Source organism: Cupriavidus yeoncheonensis, from assembly GCF_905397275.1.
Classification (GTDB): domain Bacteria; phylum Pseudomonadota; class Gammaproteobacteria; order Burkholderiales; family Burkholderiaceae; genus Cupriavidus; species Cupriavidus yeoncheonensis.
On the sequence record NZ_CAJPUY010000009.1, the window covers coordinates 96570 to 111185 of the forward strand.

Annotated in this window: 15 protein-coding genes; 9 read left to right on the forward strand and 6 right to left on the reverse strand. The window is 66.5% G+C overall.

Annotated elements, in window-relative coordinates; all coding sequences use genetic code 11:
* Positions 1-2 precede the first annotated feature (2 nt).
* From KHO22_RS14005 to ureG, 5 genes are read left to right on the forward strand one after another with little or no spacing between them, the layout of a single operon-like run.
* Positions 3-308: an urease subunit beta gene (locus tag KHO22_RS14005; RefSeq protein ID WP_211947911.1), complete on the forward strand. Its 306-nt coding sequence runs from the start codon at positions 3-5 to the stop codon at positions 306-308.
* On the forward strand, positions 305-2023 hold the full coding sequence (gene ureC / locus KHO22_RS14010; protein WP_275950838.1) for an urease subunit alpha: 1719 nt from the start codon (positions 305-307) through the stop codon (positions 2021-2023). The genes KHO22_RS14005 and ureC overlap by 4 nt, the downstream gene beginning before the upstream one ends.
* 19 nt (positions 2024-2042) lie before the next feature.
* Complete coding sequence (ureE, locus tag KHO22_RS14015; protein WP_211947746.1) at positions 2043-2699, forward strand: urease accessory protein UreE; 657 nt, start codon at positions 2043-2045, stop codon at positions 2697-2699.
* Between the two features lie 21 nt (positions 2700-2720).
* Complete coding sequence (locus KHO22_RS14020) at positions 2721-3413, forward strand: urease accessory protein UreF (RefSeq protein ID WP_211947747.1); 693 nt, start codon at positions 2721-2723, stop codon at positions 3411-3413.
* 14 nt (positions 3414-3427) lie between these two features.
* On the forward strand, positions 3428-4057 hold the full coding sequence (ureG, locus tag KHO22_RS14025) for an urease accessory protein UreG (RefSeq protein WP_211947748.1): 630 nt from the start codon (positions 3428-3430) through the stop codon (positions 4055-4057).
* A gap of 3 nt (positions 4058-4060) precedes the next feature.
* On the opposite strand, the gene KHO22_RS14030 is transcribed toward ureG, so the two are convergent.
* Positions 4061-4450, reverse strand: coding sequence for a helix-turn-helix domain-containing protein (locus KHO22_RS14030; RefSeq protein ID WP_211947749.1), 390 nt, complete (start codon positions 4448-4450; stop codon positions 4061-4063).
* 434 nt (positions 4451-4884) lie between these two features.
* Here KHO22_RS14030 and KHO22_RS14035 point away from each other — a divergent pair, with 434 nt between their 5' ends.
* Positions 4885-5553 carry a hypothetical protein gene (locus KHO22_RS14035; RefSeq protein ID WP_211947750.1) on the forward strand — a complete coding sequence of 223 codons (669 nt, stop codon included), beginning with the start codon at positions 4885-4887 and terminating at the stop codon, positions 5551-5553.
* A gap of 51 nt (positions 5554-5604) precedes the next feature.
* Here the strand turns inward: KHO22_RS14035 and KHO22_RS14040 are convergent, their stop codons facing one another.
* Together KHO22_RS14040 and KHO22_RS14045 are read right to left on the reverse strand one after the other, a co-directional pair.
* Complete coding sequence (locus KHO22_RS14040; protein ID WP_211947751.1) at positions 5605-6297, reverse strand: glutathione binding-like protein; 693 nt, start codon at positions 6295-6297, stop codon at positions 5605-5607.
* Between the two features lie 140 nt (positions 6298-6437).
* Positions 6438-7700: an acyl-CoA dehydrogenase family protein gene (locus tag KHO22_RS14045; protein WP_211947752.1), complete on the reverse strand. Its 1263-nt coding sequence runs from the start codon at positions 7698-7700 to the stop codon at positions 6438-6440.
* 187 nt (positions 7701-7887) lie between these two features.
* On the opposite strand from KHO22_RS14045, the gene KHO22_RS14050 reads away from it, so the two are divergent.
* Positions 7888-8826: a LysR family transcriptional regulator gene (locus KHO22_RS14050; protein WP_211947753.1), complete on the forward strand. Its 939-nt coding sequence runs from the start codon at positions 7888-7890 to the stop codon at positions 8824-8826.
* 79 nt (positions 8827-8905) lie between these two features.
* On the opposite strand, the gene KHO22_RS14055 is transcribed toward KHO22_RS14050, so the two are convergent.
* Positions 8906-9106 carry a hypothetical protein gene (locus KHO22_RS14055; RefSeq protein WP_211947921.1) on the reverse strand — a complete coding sequence of 67 codons (201 nt, stop codon included), beginning with the start codon at positions 9104-9106 and terminating at the stop codon, positions 8906-8908.
* Here KHO22_RS14055 and KHO22_RS14060 point away from each other — a divergent pair.
* Both KHO22_RS14060 and ggt read left to right on the forward strand, forming a co-directional pair.
* On the forward strand, positions 9036-10199 hold the full coding sequence (locus tag KHO22_RS14060) for a CAP domain-containing protein (protein WP_211947754.1): 1164 nt from the start codon (positions 9036-9038) through the stop codon (positions 10197-10199). The two genes, KHO22_RS14055 and KHO22_RS14060, sit on opposite strands and share 71 nt — an antisense overlap.
* Before the next feature lie 125 nt (positions 10200-10324).
* Positions 10325-12223, forward strand: a complete 1899-nt coding sequence (gene ggt / locus KHO22_RS14065; protein WP_211947755.1) for a gamma-glutamyltransferase — start codon at positions 10325-10327, stop codon at positions 12221-12223.
* Positions 12224-12304: 81 nt separating this feature from the next.
* Here ggt and KHO22_RS14070 read toward each other — a convergent pair whose 3' ends face one another.
* Together KHO22_RS14070 and KHO22_RS14075 are read right to left on the reverse strand one after the other, a co-directional pair.
* Positions 12305-13306, reverse strand: coding sequence for a Bug family tripartite tricarboxylate transporter substrate binding protein (locus KHO22_RS14070; protein WP_211947756.1), 1002 nt, complete (start codon positions 13304-13306; stop codon positions 12305-12307).
* 219 nt (positions 13307-13525) lie between these two features.
* A complete protein-coding gene (locus KHO22_RS14075) occupies positions 13526-14602 on the reverse strand; it encodes a phosphotransferase (RefSeq protein ID WP_211947757.1) in 1077 nt (358 codons plus the stop codon).
* Between the last annotated feature and the right edge of the window lie 14 nt (positions 14603-14616).

The window sequence follows — 14616 nt, forward strand, 5'->3', positions numbered from 1 at the left end:
TGATGATCCCCGGTGAACTGATGCCCGCCGATGGCGAAATCGAACTCAATGCCGGCCGGCCCACGGTGAGCGTGACTGTCGCCAACACCGGCGACCGCCCGATCCAGGTCGGATCGCATTTCCATTTCTACGAGACCAACGCTGCACTGTCGTTCGATCGCGAGGCCGCGCGCGGCTTCCGGCTGAACATCGCGGCCGGCACTGCGGTGCGGTTCGAGCCGGGCCAGGCGCGTACCGTGGAACTGGTGGCGCTCGACGGCGACCGCATCGTCTACGGCTTCAACGGCAAGATCATGGGAGCGCTGTGATGGTGAAGATCTCCAGGCAGGCCTATGCCGAAATGTTCGGCCCGACCACCGGCGACCGCGTGCGCCTGGCCGACACCGGGCTCGTGATCGAAGTCGAGAAGGACTTCACGATCTACGGCGAGGAAGTGAAGTTCGGCGGCGGCAAGGTGATCCGCGACGGCATGGGGCAGAGCCAGCGCATGGCGAAGGACTGCGTCGATACGGTCATCACCAATGCGCTGATCGTGGATCACTGGGGCATCGTCAAGGCGGATATCGGCCTGAAGGGCGGTCGCATTGCCGGGATCGGCAAGGCCGGCAACCCGGACATCCAGCCGGGCGTGACCATCGTGATCGGTCCCGGCACCGAGGTGATTGCGGGCGAGGGCATGATCGTGACCGCAGGCGGCATCGATACGCACATCCACTTCATCTGCCCGCAGCAGATCGAAGAGGCGCTGATGAGCGGCGTGACCACCATGATCGGCGGCGGCACGGGCCCGGCCACGGGCACGTTCGCGACCACCGTCACGCCGGGGCCGTGGTACATGGAGCGCATGCTGCAGGCCGTCGACGCGTATCCGATGAACATCGGACTGCTGGGCAAGGGCAACGCGAGCCAGCAGGCGCCGATTCTCGAGCAGGTGGAGGCCGGCGCCATCGGCCTCAAGCTGCACGAAGACTGGGGCACGACGCCCGCGGCAATCGACACCTGCCTGTCCGTGGCCGATGCGACCGATACGCAGGTGGCGATCCACACCGATACGCTCAACGAGGCCGGGTTTGTCGAGGCGACCATTGCCGCGTTCAAGGGCCGCACCATTCACACGTACCACACCGAAGGCGCAGGCGGCGGCCATGCGCCGGACATCATCAAGGTGTGCGGCGAGGCCAACGTGCTGCCGTCGTCGACCAATCCGACGCGGCCCTATACGGTGAACACGCTGGACGAGCACCTCGACATGCTGATGGTGTGCCACCACCTGGACCCGGCCATTGCCGAGGACATCGCCTTTGCCGAAAGCCGCATCCGCCGCGAGACCATTGCGGCCGAAGACATCCTGCACGACCTTGGCGCGTTCTCGATGATCTCGAGCGATTCGCAGGCCATGGGACGCGTGGGCGAGGTCATCATCCGCACCTGGCAGACCGCGCACAAGATGGCCGCGCAGCGCGGCAAGCTGCCGGGCGATCCGCACGATGCGCGCGGCGGGCACGACAATTTCCGCGTCAGGCGCTATATCGCCAAGTACACGATCAACCCGGCGCTGACGCATGGCATTGCGCATGAAGTGGGTTCGATCGAAGTGGGCAAGTGGGCGGACCTGGTGCTGTGGCGTCCGGCGTTCTTTGGCGTGAAGCCAAGCCTGATCCTGAAGGGCGGCATGATCGCCGCCGCGGCCATGGGCGATCCCAATGCCTCGATCCCGACGCCGCAGCCGGTGCACTACCGCCCCATGTTCGCGTCGGCGGGCGGGGCGCTGCACCGCTCGTCGCTGACCTTTGTCTCGCAGGCGGCACTCGCGGCGAACGTCGGCGAGCGCTACGGCCTGGCCAAGACGCTGTCGGCGGTGCGCGGCACGCGCACGGTGAGCAAGCGCGACATGGTGCACAATGACTGGCAGCCGCATGTCACCGTCGACCCCGAGACCTACCAGGTCGTGGCCGATGGCCAGTTGCTGATGTGCGAGCCCGCGACCGAGCTGCCCATGGCGCAGCGTTACTTCCTGTTCTGACATTCTCCGCGTTGCCTGCATGCTGAAGATCGACAAAGTCCTGAGCGCCCCGCACGGCATTGCCGCCGTGCTGGTGCGCCGTGCCCCGAAGCTGGTCCTGCCGTTCGCCGAACGCAGCAAGAGCCGCCTGCGCGCGGTGCTCGACAACGGTGAAGAAGCCGCGCTGTTCCTGCCGCGCGGCACGGTGCTGCGCGGCGGCGACCTGCTGGTGGCCGAAGACGGCAGCTTTGTCGAAGTGCAGGCCGCGCCCGAGCGCGTACTGGAAGTGCGCGCCGTCGATTCGCACGCGCTGATGCGCGCGGCGTATCACCTGGGCAACCGGCATACACCGGTCGAAGTGGGGCACGACTATTTGCGGCTGGAGTTCGATCCGGTGCTGGCCGACATGCTTGCGCGTCTTGGCGTACAGGCCGCACCGGCCGACGCGCCATTCGAGCCCGAAGCGGGTGCCTATGGCGGCGGCCACAAGCACGGCCATGATGCGACGTTCGCGGAGGACTATGCGGCGGCGCAGGCGGTATTCCATGAGCGCCATGGACATGACCATGACCATCATGACCATGACCATGACCATGACCATGGGCACTCGCACTCGCACTCGCACCCTCGCGGCCATGACGATGATCATGGCGAAGAAGGGCACGTCCACGGCCCCGACTGCGGACACAAGCACTGAGCGCGTGAAATCACGCCGACCATGACACCGCTGCGCCAACTCATCTCCCTGTTGCACCTGGCCTCCCCGGCGTTGCCGATCGGCGGCTTCAGCTACTCGCAAGGTCTTGAAGGCGCCATCGACTGCGGCTACGTGCGCGATGCCGATTCCGCCGAGCGCTGGATCCGCGACAACCTGCTGCATGTGCAGGCGCAGTGCGAAGCCCCGTTGTGGCTGCTGCTCCATCGCCACTGGCGCACCTTGGACATCGATGCGGTACGCGAATGGAACGGCTGGTTTCACGCCACGCGCGAGACGTCCGAATTGCGGCTCGAAACCGAGCAGATGGGCTGGTCGCTGGCGAAGCTGGTGGGGCAGATGGAGTGGGGCGACAAAGCCTTGCGCGCGCATCTGGCCACGCTGTCGCCGACGTGCCTGCCTACCGCTTTCGCCGCGGCTTGCGTGGCGCTGAAGGTGGACGAGCGCGAAGGCCTGGCCGCCTATTGCTTCAACTGGGCGGAGAACCAGGTTGCCGCCGCCATCAAGGCGGTGCCGCTTGGCCAGGTGGCCGGGCAGCACATGCTGCGGCGCCTGCACGATGCGGTGCTGGCCGCGGTCGATGAGGCCGCGCAGCGCGCCGCGGCATCGCCGCCGCAGCTTTCCACCTTTTCCCCGATGCTGGGCCTGCTTTCGTCACGCCACGAAACGCAGTATTCCCGGCTGTTCCGTTCCTGAATCCCGAAGCCATCATGACCCAGGCTCGTACCAAGAAGTACCCTCCGCTGCGCGTCGGCGTCGGCGGTCCCGTCGGTTCCGGCAAGACCACACTGCTGGAGATGCTGTGCAAGGCAATGCGCGACCGCTATGACCTGGTCGCCATCACCAACGACATCTACACCAAGGAAGACCAGCGGCTGCTGACGATCTCCGGTGCGCTGCCTGCCGAGCGCATCATGGGCGTGGAAACCGGTGGCTGCCCGCACACCGCCATCCGCGAAGACGCGTCGATCAACCTCGAAGCCGTCGATCGCATGCTGGCGAGGTTCCCGGATGCAGACGTGGTCTTCATCGAGTCCGGTGGCGACAACCTGGCGGCCACGTTCAGCCCGGAGCTGTCCGACCTGACCATCTACGTCATCGACGTGGCCGGCGGCGAGAAGATCCCGCGCAAGGGCGGCCCGGGTATCACCAAGTCGGACCTGCTCGTCATCAACAAGACCGACCTGGCGCCATATGTCGGCGCGTCGCTCGAGGTGATGGAAAGCGATGCGCGCAAGATGCGAGGGGAGCGCCCGTTCGTGATGGGCAGCGTCAAGTCGGGGCGGGGGCTGGACGAGGTGATCCGCTTCATCGAGCGCCAGGGCATGCTGGGCGTCTGAGCCTTACCCTTGCCTGAAGCTGCCCTTGCGCGCCAGCGCACGGGCCACGGCCGCTACCAGGTCGACCTCGGCTTCGTTGAGTTCGGCCATGTGCCGCAGCGTGGCCTCGATCGCGGCGTTCTGCGCATTGCCGAACACCGGGCGCGGCTCTTCCACCTGCACCCCGGTGCTGCCCTGCCTGGGGAAGTCGAGCATCTCCGAACGCGGCACGCCGAGCGTGTCCGCCAGCATGCAGATATTGAGCAGCGCCAGGTTGCGCTTGCCGCGTTCGATTCCGCTCAGGTACGAACGGGCCAGTCCGCTTTCCAGCGAGAGCGTTTCCTGCGACCAGCCGCGCTGCTTGCGCAGCGTGGCAAGATGCAATCCGAATTGTCTGAGAGTCTGGTCAGTCATGATCGATGTGACATAGCTGCGGAACAGGACACTAGGAGTTTGACGCTGCGGCCACGACAACTTATATTCGCACTCACCATTGGTGCCTGATCCGCAGTTCAAGGGATGTGCAAGACAAAAGGCGCAGCACCGTGGCTGGAACCGGGCGGCCTGATGGCCGTGCCAAACGGGGCAACACGCAAGGGCAGGCTCGCGTCGAATGCGCGGGTGTCGTTGCGTCTGTGGGGACCATCGTGTCTCCTTCGCTCTGTCAGGGGATTGCCATGCAGATCTACTCGCTGTTCGACGCGCCCATGCGCGCCTTCAGCCGCGGCCGTGCCGCACCAGCGGACCTTCATATCGGATTTCATTCACGCTTGCTGCCGGCCTGTGCGGGGCCGGGCAGCACGTGCGACTACGTCTTCCTGCCGGCCGGTCAAACGCAGCGCGCCTTCATGGCCACGCGCGGCGAATGGTGGGCCTGCCTGCGCGGAGGCATCCGCATCGCCGCGCCGGGTCACGAGGCGGTGCTGATCGGCTGCGCCGACATGTTTGCGCCGGTGCCGGGCATGCCGATGGAGGTCCGCGCGGCGCTCGACAGCATCCTGGTCCGCGTCGTGCCCGATGATAGTTCGGCTCCTGGCGACACCACGTCATTCGAAGACACCTTGTTGCAAGGTGAACTGTCATGCGGCGCGTTGGGATGCGTGGCTACGATGCGCGACGACGTCAGCGACGAACTGGAATTTGTCTGCGGCGGCACGCAGCCGACGCCGGTCATGCACGCCGGATTCGCGCAATTGCCGGCAGGGGAGTGCGTTCAGGTCGGCGGCCTGCGCTGGGCGCTATGCCACCGCGGCGGACTTTGCATACGCTGGTCGCAGGGCGGAGAGAATTATCTGAATTTCATACAGCCCGGGACGTTGTTCGTGCCCGATCCGCATGAGTCGTACAGCCTGGAGGCATTGCTGCCCGCTACCGGCTTGCTGTTTTGCGGTGGAGCGGCGCAGGCCGGGATGCGGGATGCCTGCGATGCTTCGCGACTGTTGCCCGGGGCGCGGTGCGGTGTCATGGAGATGACGCACGCGCCGTACGGAAGCCAGGAGGCGTGCGTGCCGGCCTGAGCGGCGGCGTCGCCCGGGGCGGCATGCAAGCCGCCCGGGAGTAGTCGTGCGTCAGTGACGCTTGTACTGCGTGGCGCCGAACAGTATTTCGCGCGCCTTGTCGTCCTGCAGCGGTTTGCGCGCACCGGCCAGGACTTCCACGCCGCGCTTGACGGCCGGGCGTTCGGCGATGGTGTTGAACCAGCGCTTCAGGTGCGGGTATTGGTCGAGCTCCATGCCCTGGTTCTGCCAGCCGCGCAGCCACGGGAAGGTGGCGATGTCCGCAATCGTGTACTGCTCGCCGGCCAGCCATTCGTGGCGCGAGAGCCGCGTGTCGATCACGCCGTACAGGCGCTTCGCTTCATTGGTGTAGCGATTGACCGCATACTCGATCTTTTCCGGCGCGTAGAGGCGGAAATGGTTAGCCTGGCCCAGCATCGGGCCGACGCCGCCCATCTGGAACATCAGCCATTGCAGCGCTTCGTACTTGCCGCGCACGTCTTCCGGCAGGAACTTGCCGGTCTTGCCGGCCAGGTAGAGCAGGATGGCGCCGGACTCGAACAGCGAGATCGGCTGCCCGTCCGGCCCGTCCGGGTCCACGATGGCCGGGATCTTGTTGTTCGGGCTGATCTTGAGGAAGTCCTCGCCGAACTGGTCGCCCCCGCCGATGTTGATCGGGTGGACCTTGTACTCGAGGCCGCACTCCTCGAGCATGATATGGACTTTGTGGCCGTTGGCTGTCGGCCAGCTATAGACATCGATCATCGCAAGAACTCTCCTGGCTGCGATACGGAAATTCGGGGGGAAGGCCGGAGGATTTAAGCACAGAAGAAAAAAACGCGCAGCCAGGCTGCGCGTTTCCATATTGCCGGCAGGGGTGGCCGGCAACTTTTGCGGGAGCGTGCTCAGAAGCCGCGTGTCACCGGCATCTTCACTTCCTTCGGGTCCAGCCCCATGTGCTTGGCCAGTTCCAGCTTGGCGATGGCGTTGCGGTGCACCTCGTCCGGACCATCCGCCAGGCGCAGCGTACGCTGGTGTGCCCACCAGTTGGCCAGCGGGAAGTCGCTCGACACGCCGGCCGCGCCATGCACCTGGATCGCCCAGTCGATCACCTTCAGCGCCACGTTCGGGGCCACCACCTTGATCATCGCGATCTCGGCCTTGGCCACCTTGTTGCCCACGGTGTCCATCATGTAGGCGGCCTTGAGCGTGAGCAGGCGGGCCATCTCGATTTCGCAGCGGGCTTCGGCGATGCGTTCCTGCGTGACGCCCTGGCGGGCGATCTGCTTGCCGAAGGCCACGCGTTCCAGGCTGCGCTTGCACATCAGTTCCAGCGCGCGCTCGGCCACGCCGATGCTGCGCATGCAGTGGTGGATACGGCCCGGGCCGAGGCGGCCCTGCGCGATCTCGAAGCCGCGGCCCTCGCCCAGCAGGATGTTCGAAACCGGCACGCGCACGTTCTTCAGTTCGATCTCCATGTGGCCGTGCGGCGCGTCGTCGTAGCCGAACACCGGCAGGAAACGCTTGATGGTGATGCCCGGCGTGTCGGCCGGCACCACGATCATCGACTGCTGCTCGTGGCGGCCCGCGTTCGGGTCGGTCTTGCCCATCACGATGTAGACCTTGCAACGCGGATCGCCGGCGCCCGACGACCACCACTTGGTGCCGTTGATCACGTAGTGGTCACCGTCGCGCTCGATGCGGCATTCGATGTTGGTCGCATCGGAGGAGGCAACCGCGGGTTCGGTCATCAGGAAGGCAGAGCGGATTTCCCCGGCGAGCAGCGGCTCCAGCCATTGATCCTTCAGCTCCTCGGACGCGTAGCGCTCCAGGGTTTCCATGTTGCCGGTGTCGGGCGCGGCGCAGTTGAAGACCTCGGCCGACCAGGGCACCCGGCCCATGATCTCGCACAGGGTCGCGTATTCGAGGTTCGACAGGCCTTGCGGAGCGCGCGGCGAGCGCGGCAGGAACAGGTTCCACAGGCCGGCTTCGCGCGCCTTGGGCTTCAGTTCCTCGATCAGCTTGGTCGGCACCCAGGCGTTGCCGGCCTGGCGATTGGCGTTGACCTCTTCGTAGAAGCGCTTTTCGTTCGGGTAGATGTACTGGTCGAAGAAGGCCAGCAGCTTGGCCTGCATCTCCTTGACCTTCGGCGTGTATTCGAATTGCATGGGGTCTCCTCGTAACCAGGTGGTGGTGCGCCGGGGGTCCGGCGACTCGGTTTTGGTACGGTCAGTCAGCAGCGTACGACGGCATGAGCCGATGCAATGCACTCTATCCGAAACTTGGTAATAACAAAAATGAATTTTCTGGATTTGCCAGTATCAATGTCCTGCATTCCGTGCCAGAATGGCTGCCATGCAGCTATCCCGCATCGATCTCAATCTCTTTGTGGTGTTTGACGCCATCTACAGCGAAGGCAGCATCACCGCGGCCGCGCGCCAGCTCAACCTGACGCAGCCTGCCGTGAGCCATGCGCTGGGTCGCTTGCGCGGCCTGTTCGATGACCCGCTGTTCGAGCGCCGCGGACAGGGCATGGCGCCGACGCCGCTGGCGCGTTCGCTTGCGTCGGAGATCCGCACGGCGTTGCAGTCCTTCGCGCGTACGCTGCAGGACACGCCGCATTTCGATCCGGCCAACACCGTGCGCCGCTTCACCATCGGCATGCGCGACGCGCTGGAATCCACGCTGCTGCCGCCGCTGATGGCGCGCGTGACGGCGGCGGCGCCGCAGGTGGAGATCGCCGCGATCCGCTTTGACCGGCGCGAGATGGAATCCGAACTGCTGGCCGGGACCATCGATACCGCGATCGACATCCTGCTGCCGGTATCGCCCGCCATCCATCACGCTCCGTTCATGGCGGACCCGATGGTCGTGCTGGCGCGCCGCGATCATCCGCTGGTGAAGAAGGAACTGACGCTGGAGCGCTACCTGGCCGCGGAGCACGTGCACGTGTCGTCGCGGCGCCGCGGCGCCGGGCTGGAAGACCAGTCATTGCACCGCATGGGGCTGACGCGCCGGGTACGGCTGCGCTGCCAGCATTACGCCGCGGCCTGCCGCGTGGTGAGCTGCACGGACCTGCTGGCCACGCTGCCGCTGCGCTACGCGCGCATCGCCAACGAGCCCTATGCCAACCGCATCCTGTCGCTGCCCTTCAAGGTGCCGTCGCTCGAGCTGCACCTGTACTGGCATGCCGGCGGCGAGAACGACGGCGCCAATCGCTGGCTGCGCGAGCAGCTCATGACAGTGATGTCAGCGCTCGGCGGCGGCACGCCCGAGCCCGCTTCCGCGACCTGAGATCGCGCGGTGCAGTGCGCGCGGGTCACACGTAAGCCATTGTTAGCGCGCTGGACGCGCGCCTACCCCCTCCCTACCATCACCGGGTCACGCCTGCCCCCGGGGTCACCCCGCAAGCCCGCGCCTGCGTACCGGTGATGTCCTGCTGCGCCCGCATTGCCGGGCTGCCACGGGCAGTTTCTCCATCAGCACCACGACTATCCAGATCGATGACCGGGAAACGCTTGCCTGTTGAAAACGCATCCATTTCATTCCAATCACGCGCCGTGCCGCTGCGCATGCGGACGTTGTGCGGCGCCGCGCTGTTGTCGGTCCTTGCCGCCTGTGGCGGCGGTGGTGACGGAAATGGCGGCGGCGGTGCTGCCGCGACCGGCAGCGCACAGCCATCGGGGCAGAGCGGTTCGACCCAGGCCGCATCCACGCCGGCCACCGCGGGCGGCTGCTATACGGTCAGCGGCGCGAGGCCTGCCGCGCCGGCTGGCGGCGGCGTGACGCTGCTGCCCGCGCTTGGCAGCGCCGTCGGCAACTATCGCGTGCTCGACGACGCGCGCAGCGCGGGCCTGTGCTATGCCAACTACCGGCGCGAGCAGGTCGGCCTGCCGCCGCTGGCCGCCCGCGATGCGCTCAACAGCGTGGCGCAGAACCACACGGCCTACATGCTGGCCAACCAGACGCTGACGCACGACGAAGTCTCGGGCAAGCCCGGCTACACCGGCGCCACGCCAGATGCACGCATCCAGGCCGCGTATCCGACCAATGCCAACGCAGAGGTGGTGGCGGCGGCGAACAAGTGGACATCGGCAGCCAACGCGCAGCTTTCACTGTCGCCGAAGGACTCGCTCGTATCGGACCTCGTCAACGCGCCATTCCACCGCGCCGCGCTGCTGGGCAGCTACGGTTCCGCGGGCAGCGGCTATGCCGAGAGCGTGGGCCCCAACGGCAGCGGCACCGCAGCCTACTACTACCAGACCGTCGATCTCGCCGATGCCTCGAAGGGCGGCACGGACAGCCAGATGGTCGCGTATCCGTTCGACGGGCAGGCCGACGTGCCGGCCAGCTGGGTCAATTCGGAAAGCCCCAATCCGGCTCCCGGCTACGACGGCAAGACCATGGGCTATCCGGTGTCGCTGCAGGCGATCAATACCTCGCTGCAGTTCGATGCCGACACCTTCACCATCACGGACGCGCAGGGCCGCAATGTCGACTGCCTGAAGGTGGACAGCCACTCGTCCGGCCTGTCCGGCGCGGCGCGTGGCCTGGCGATCTGCACGCCGCTGGCGCCGCTGGCCAGCGGGCAGCGCTACAACGTCGCCGTGAGCGGCAAGCTTGGCGGGCAGGCGGTCAACCTGGGCTGGTCCTTCATGACGCGCTGAGCCGCATTCGCCACCTCGCCATGCCCCACCGGCGGGAGCCAGTGGGTTCTTGTCAGGCTTTGTCCGACACCGCGGTGCGCCTGCGGCCACTACAATCGGCACATCGTTCCTGGCGGAGATATCGCATGGCCCACCTGCTTGCATCCCGGACAATCTGGCGCGGTTCGACGATTGTGGCGTTTTCGGCGCTGCTGGCCGCCTGCGGCACGCAAAGCGGCGCCCCAGCGGCGCCCGCCGCCCCAGCGGCGCCCGCCGCCCCAGCGGCGCCGCAGGCGCCTCCCGCCACGGCAGCCCTGCCACCCGCGCCGGAGATTGCGTCGGGCTACCGCACCGACATGTCGACGGTCTATGCCGACCGGTACATGGCCGCCGCGGCCAATCCGCTTGCCACCGAGGCCGGACGCGACGCGCTGCGCCAGGGCGGTTCGGCCATCGATGCTGCCATTGCCATGCAGGCGGTGCTGACGCTGGTGGAGCCGCAGGCGTCGGGCGTCGGCGGCGGCGCTTTCATCCTGTATTGGGATGGCAAGCGCGTGCAGGCCTTCGACGGACGCGAGACCGCGCCGGCCGGCGCCACCGAGAACCTCTTCCTGCGGCCAGACGGCAAGCCGATGGAGTTCAGCGAGGCGCAGATCGGCGGGCGCTCGGTGGGCACGCCCGGTGTGATGCGCGCGCTCGAAATGGCGCACCGCCAGTACGGCAAGCTGAAATGGTCGCAACTGTTCCAGCGGGCGATTTCGCTGGCCGAGAACGGGTTCCCGATCTCGCCGCGCCTGTACGCGCAAGTGGCCAGCGACAAGTTCCTGCAGAACTCCCCCGAGATGGCTGCATATTTTCTCGATGCGCAGGGCAAGCCCAAGCCGGCCGGCACGATGCTGAAGAATCCTCAGCTCGCGCAGACGCTGCGCACGATCGCTGCGAGCGGTGCCAATGCGCTGTACACCGGCCCGATTGCGCGCGATATCGTCGCGAAGGTCAACGGCAGCGCCAATCCGGGCAGCCTGTCGACGCGCGACCTGGCCAATTACCGGGCCAAGGTGCGGGCGCCGGTCTGCACCGACTACAAGCGCTGGAAGATCTGCGGCATGCCGCCGCCATCGTCCGGTGGCATCGCGCTGGCCCAGATCCTCGGTACCTTGCAGGCGCTGGAGACGCGCAACCCGAAGTACGCCCTGGCGGCGCTCAAGCCCACGGCGGTCAGTACGCCGGCCGTGATGGAAGCCAATCCTGATGCCGTCCACGCGATTGCCGAGGCCGATCGCCTGGCCTATGCCGACCGCGGCCTCTACGTGGCCGATTCGGACTTCCTGCCTGTCAACATCGCTGGCCTGGTCAGCCCCGCGTACCTGGAGCAGCGCGCGGCGCTGATCGAGGACAAGAGCATGGGCAAGGCGCAGCCAGGCGTGCCTCCGGGTACCGCGGTGGCATTCGCCCCGGACCGCTCGCCGCCGCGTGTGTCCACGTCGCAGATCGTCGCCGTGGACAGCCGCGGCGGGGCGATTTCGATGACCACCACCGTGGAGGCTTACTTCGGCTCGCACCTGATGGTGCGCGGCTTCATGCTCAACAATCAGCTCACGGACTTTTCCTTCCTGCCGAGCGAGAACGGCAAGCCCGTCGCCAACCGCGTCGAGCCCGGCAAGCGCCCGCGCTCGTCGATGGCGCCGACCCTGGTGTTCGACCGGGAAAGCGGCAAGTTCCTGGGCACGGTGGGCTCGCCGGGCGGCTCACAGATCATCGAGTACGTCTCCAAGACGCTGGTGGGCCTGCTCGACTGGAACATGGACGTGCAGGCGGCCATCGGCATGGCCAACTTTGGCAGTCGCAACGGGCCGACCGAACTGGAAAAGGGGCTGGTCACGCCAGCACTGGCCGAGGCCCTGAAGCAGCGCGGTCATCAGGTAGCTGAAATCGAGATGACGAGCGGCACCCAGGCCATCATGCGGCGTCAGCGCGCGGACGGCAGGTTGGTCTGGGCGGGCGGCGCCGACCCGCGGCGCGAAGGGGTGGCGCTCGGGGAATGAGCGCACGAGGCATGAAGCGGGCGGGATTCATGGTCCCGCCTTTTTTGTCTTCAATAGGCTTTCTTCAACGCGCTGGCGCCGTCAGGCGTCCAGCTTCACGCCCGCAACCTTGACCACCTTGGCCCAGCGCGCTTCCTCGGTCTGGTAGAAGCGGCCGGTTTCCGCTGGCGTCATGGTCACCACTTCCGCGCCCTGGCCGGCAAGCTGTGCGCGGATCTCGGGCGAGCGGATGATGCGGACCAGTTCCGCGTTGACCCGGTTCACGATGGCATCGGGCATGCCGGCCGGCGCCATCACGCCTTGCCACGTGCCGGACTCAAAGCCGGGCACGCCCTGTTCGGCGATGGTCGGGGTCTGGCCCACCAGCGGCATGCGCGTGCGCTTGGATACCGCGATCAGCTTGAGCTTGCCGGCCTGCACCTGCGGCAGCGTGGCGAGCATGCCGTTCATCAGCACCTGTGCCGTGCCCCCAACGGTATCGGCAATCGCCTGCGAGCCGCCTTTGTAAGGCACGTACTGCCACTTCGCGCCGGTAGCCTGGGCCACCGCCACGCCGGCCAGGTGCGGCGCGCTGCCGATGGCCGTGACGGCGAAATTCAACTGCGTTTTCTGCGACAACTCGACCAGTTCCTTCAGGTTCGACACCTTGACCGACGGATGCACGACCAGCAGGTGCGGCGAGTAGGCCAGCATCGCCACGCCCTTCAGGTCCTTGCCCGGATTGAAGGTGAGCTTGGTATAGACGGAGGGGCTGATGGCCAGCGCGCCCACGTCGCAGAGCAGCAGGGTGTGGTTGTCGGTGCCGGACTGCGCCGCCATGGCCGCGCCGATATTGCCGTTGGCGCCGGGGCGGTTGTCGACCACGATGGGCTGGCCGAGTGCCTCGCCAAGCTGCTTGCTGATCATCCGGGCGATGATGTCCGACGAGCCGCCGGCGGGGTAGGGCACGATCAGCCGGATCGGGCGATTGGGCCACGCATCGGCGGCATGGGCAAGGCGCGGCAGCGCCACGGACGCGCCGCCAAGCGCGCCGAGCGCGGCCAGGCTGGAGGCCTGCTGCAGGAATATGCGGCGAGAGGTCATACAATATCTCCGGAAATCGCTTAATTATCAGTCGTCATACAACATGGCTTGCATAGTAGACGGCTTTGCGCGATCCTGATACCGGGAAAATACTGAGATACCCCCAATAACCCCGCGAAGTCGCGGGTTACAGCGCCGGAAACGCAACAGCGCGCCATGGCGCGCTGTTGTCTGATGACTAGGCCTGCCCGACAGAATCCAGGCTTGGCAGTCAGGTGCTTATTGCTTCGCCTTCTTCGCGTATTCCCAGCCCATCTCGGCCATCGGGCGCGCGCGCTTGCCGGCGTCGAGCGCCTGCGCCGAGGAGGCCGTGCCATCGACCACGCGCTTCATGATGCCCTGCAGGATGCCGGCGATGCGGAACATGCTGAAGGCCAGGTAGAAGTTCCAGTCGCCGCTGATGGCGCGGCCGGTGCGCTGCTCGTACAGGCGGCGATAGGTCGCCTCGTCGGGAATGCCCAGTGCGGCATGGTCCAGGCCCGCGATGCCGCGGAACTGGCCCGGCGCGATATGCCAGCTCATGCAGTGGTAGCCGAAGTCGGCCATCGGGTGGCCCAGCGTCGACAGTTCCCAGTCGAGCACGGCCAGCACGCGCGGCTCGGTCGGGTGGAACATCAGGTTGTCGAGGCGGTAGTCGCCGTGGACGATGCAGGTGAGGTCCGCGTCTTCCTGCGGAATATGCTGCGGCAGCCAGTCCATCAGCGAATCCATGGCGGGAATCGACTCGGTCTCCGACAGCTTGTACTGCTTGCTCCAGCGTTCGATCTGGCGCTGGAAGTAGTTGCCGGGCTTGCCGTAGTCGCCCAGCCCGATGGCCTGGTAGTCGACGCTGTGCATGGCCGAGATCACGCGGTTCATCTCGTCGTAGATGGCGCCACGTTCGGCCGGCGTCATGTCCGGCAGGGACTGGTCCCACAGCACGCGGCCGCTGACGAACTCCATGATGTAGAAGGCGCGGCCGATCACCGATTCGTCCTCGCACAGCGCATACATCCTGGCGACCGGCACGTCGGTGCCGGCCAGCGCGGCCATCACGCGGTATTCGCGCTCGATCGCATGGGCCGATGGCAGCAGCTTGCTCTTGGGGCCGGGCTTGGCGCGCATCACATAGGTCTGGCCCGGCGTGACCAGCTTGAAGGTCGGGTTGGACTGGCCGCCCTTGAACTGCTCCACGCTCAGCGGGCCGGCAAAGCCTTCCACATGCTGGCGCATCCAGGCTTCCAGCGCGGCCATGTCGAAACGCTGCTGGTCCGCCACGGGGCGCGTGCCTTCGAAGTGCGATACGTTGCTGCTCATGCTGTCTCCGGTGA

What these genes read in the sequence shown, in the direction of transcription:
- KHO22_RS14005 (WP_211947911.1), top strand. Translation starts at nt 3, where the DNA reads ATGATCCCCGGTGAACTGATGCCCGCCGATGGCGAAATCGAACTCAAT.
- ureE (WP_211947746.1), top strand. Translation starts at nt 2,043, where the DNA reads ATGCTGAAGATCGACAAAGTCCTGAGCGCCCCGCACGGCATTGCCGCC.
- KHO22_RS14020 (WP_211947747.1), top strand. Translation starts at nt 2,721, where the DNA reads ATGACACCGCTGCGCCAACTCATCTCCCTGTTGCACCTGGCCTCCCCG.
- ureG (WP_211947748.1), top strand. Translation starts at nt 3,428, where the DNA reads ATGACCCAGGCTCGTACCAAGAAGTACCCTCCGCTGCGCGTCGGCGTC.
- KHO22_RS14030 (WP_211947749.1), bottom strand. Translation starts at nt 4,450, where the DNA reads ATGACTGACCAGACTCTCAGACAATTCGGATTGCATCTTGCCACGCTG.
- KHO22_RS14035 (WP_211947750.1), top strand. Translation starts at nt 4,885, where the DNA reads ATGGCCACGCGCGGCGAATGGTGGGCCTGCCTGCGCGGAGGCATCCGC.
- KHO22_RS14040 (WP_211947751.1), bottom strand. Translation starts at nt 6,297, where the DNA reads ATGATCGATGTCTATAGCTGGCCGACAGCCAACGGCCACAAAGTCCAT.
- KHO22_RS14045 (WP_211947752.1), bottom strand. Translation starts at nt 7,700, where the DNA reads ATGCAATTCGAATACACGCCGAAGGTCAAGGAGATGCAGGCCAAGCTG.
- KHO22_RS14050 (WP_211947753.1), top strand. Translation starts at nt 7,888, where the DNA reads ATGCAGCTATCCCGCATCGATCTCAATCTCTTTGTGGTGTTTGACGCC.
- KHO22_RS14060 (WP_211947754.1), top strand. Translation starts at nt 9,036, where the DNA reads ATGACCGGGAAACGCTTGCCTGTTGAAAACGCATCCATTTCATTCCAA.
- KHO22_RS14055 (WP_211947921.1), bottom strand. Translation starts at nt 9,106, where the DNA reads ATGCGCAGCGGCACGGCGCGTGATTGGAATGAAATGGATGCGTTTTCA.
- ggt (WP_211947755.1), top strand. Translation starts at nt 10,325, where the DNA reads ATGGCCCACCTGCTTGCATCCCGGACAATCTGGCGCGGTTCGACGATT.
- KHO22_RS14070 (WP_211947756.1), bottom strand. Translation starts at nt 13,306, where the DNA reads ATGACCTCTCGCCGCATATTCCTGCAGCAGGCCTCCAGCCTGGCCGCG.
- KHO22_RS14075 (WP_211947757.1), bottom strand. Translation starts at nt 14,602, where the DNA reads ATGAGCAGCAACGTATCGCACTTCGAAGGCACGCGCCCCGTGGCGGAC.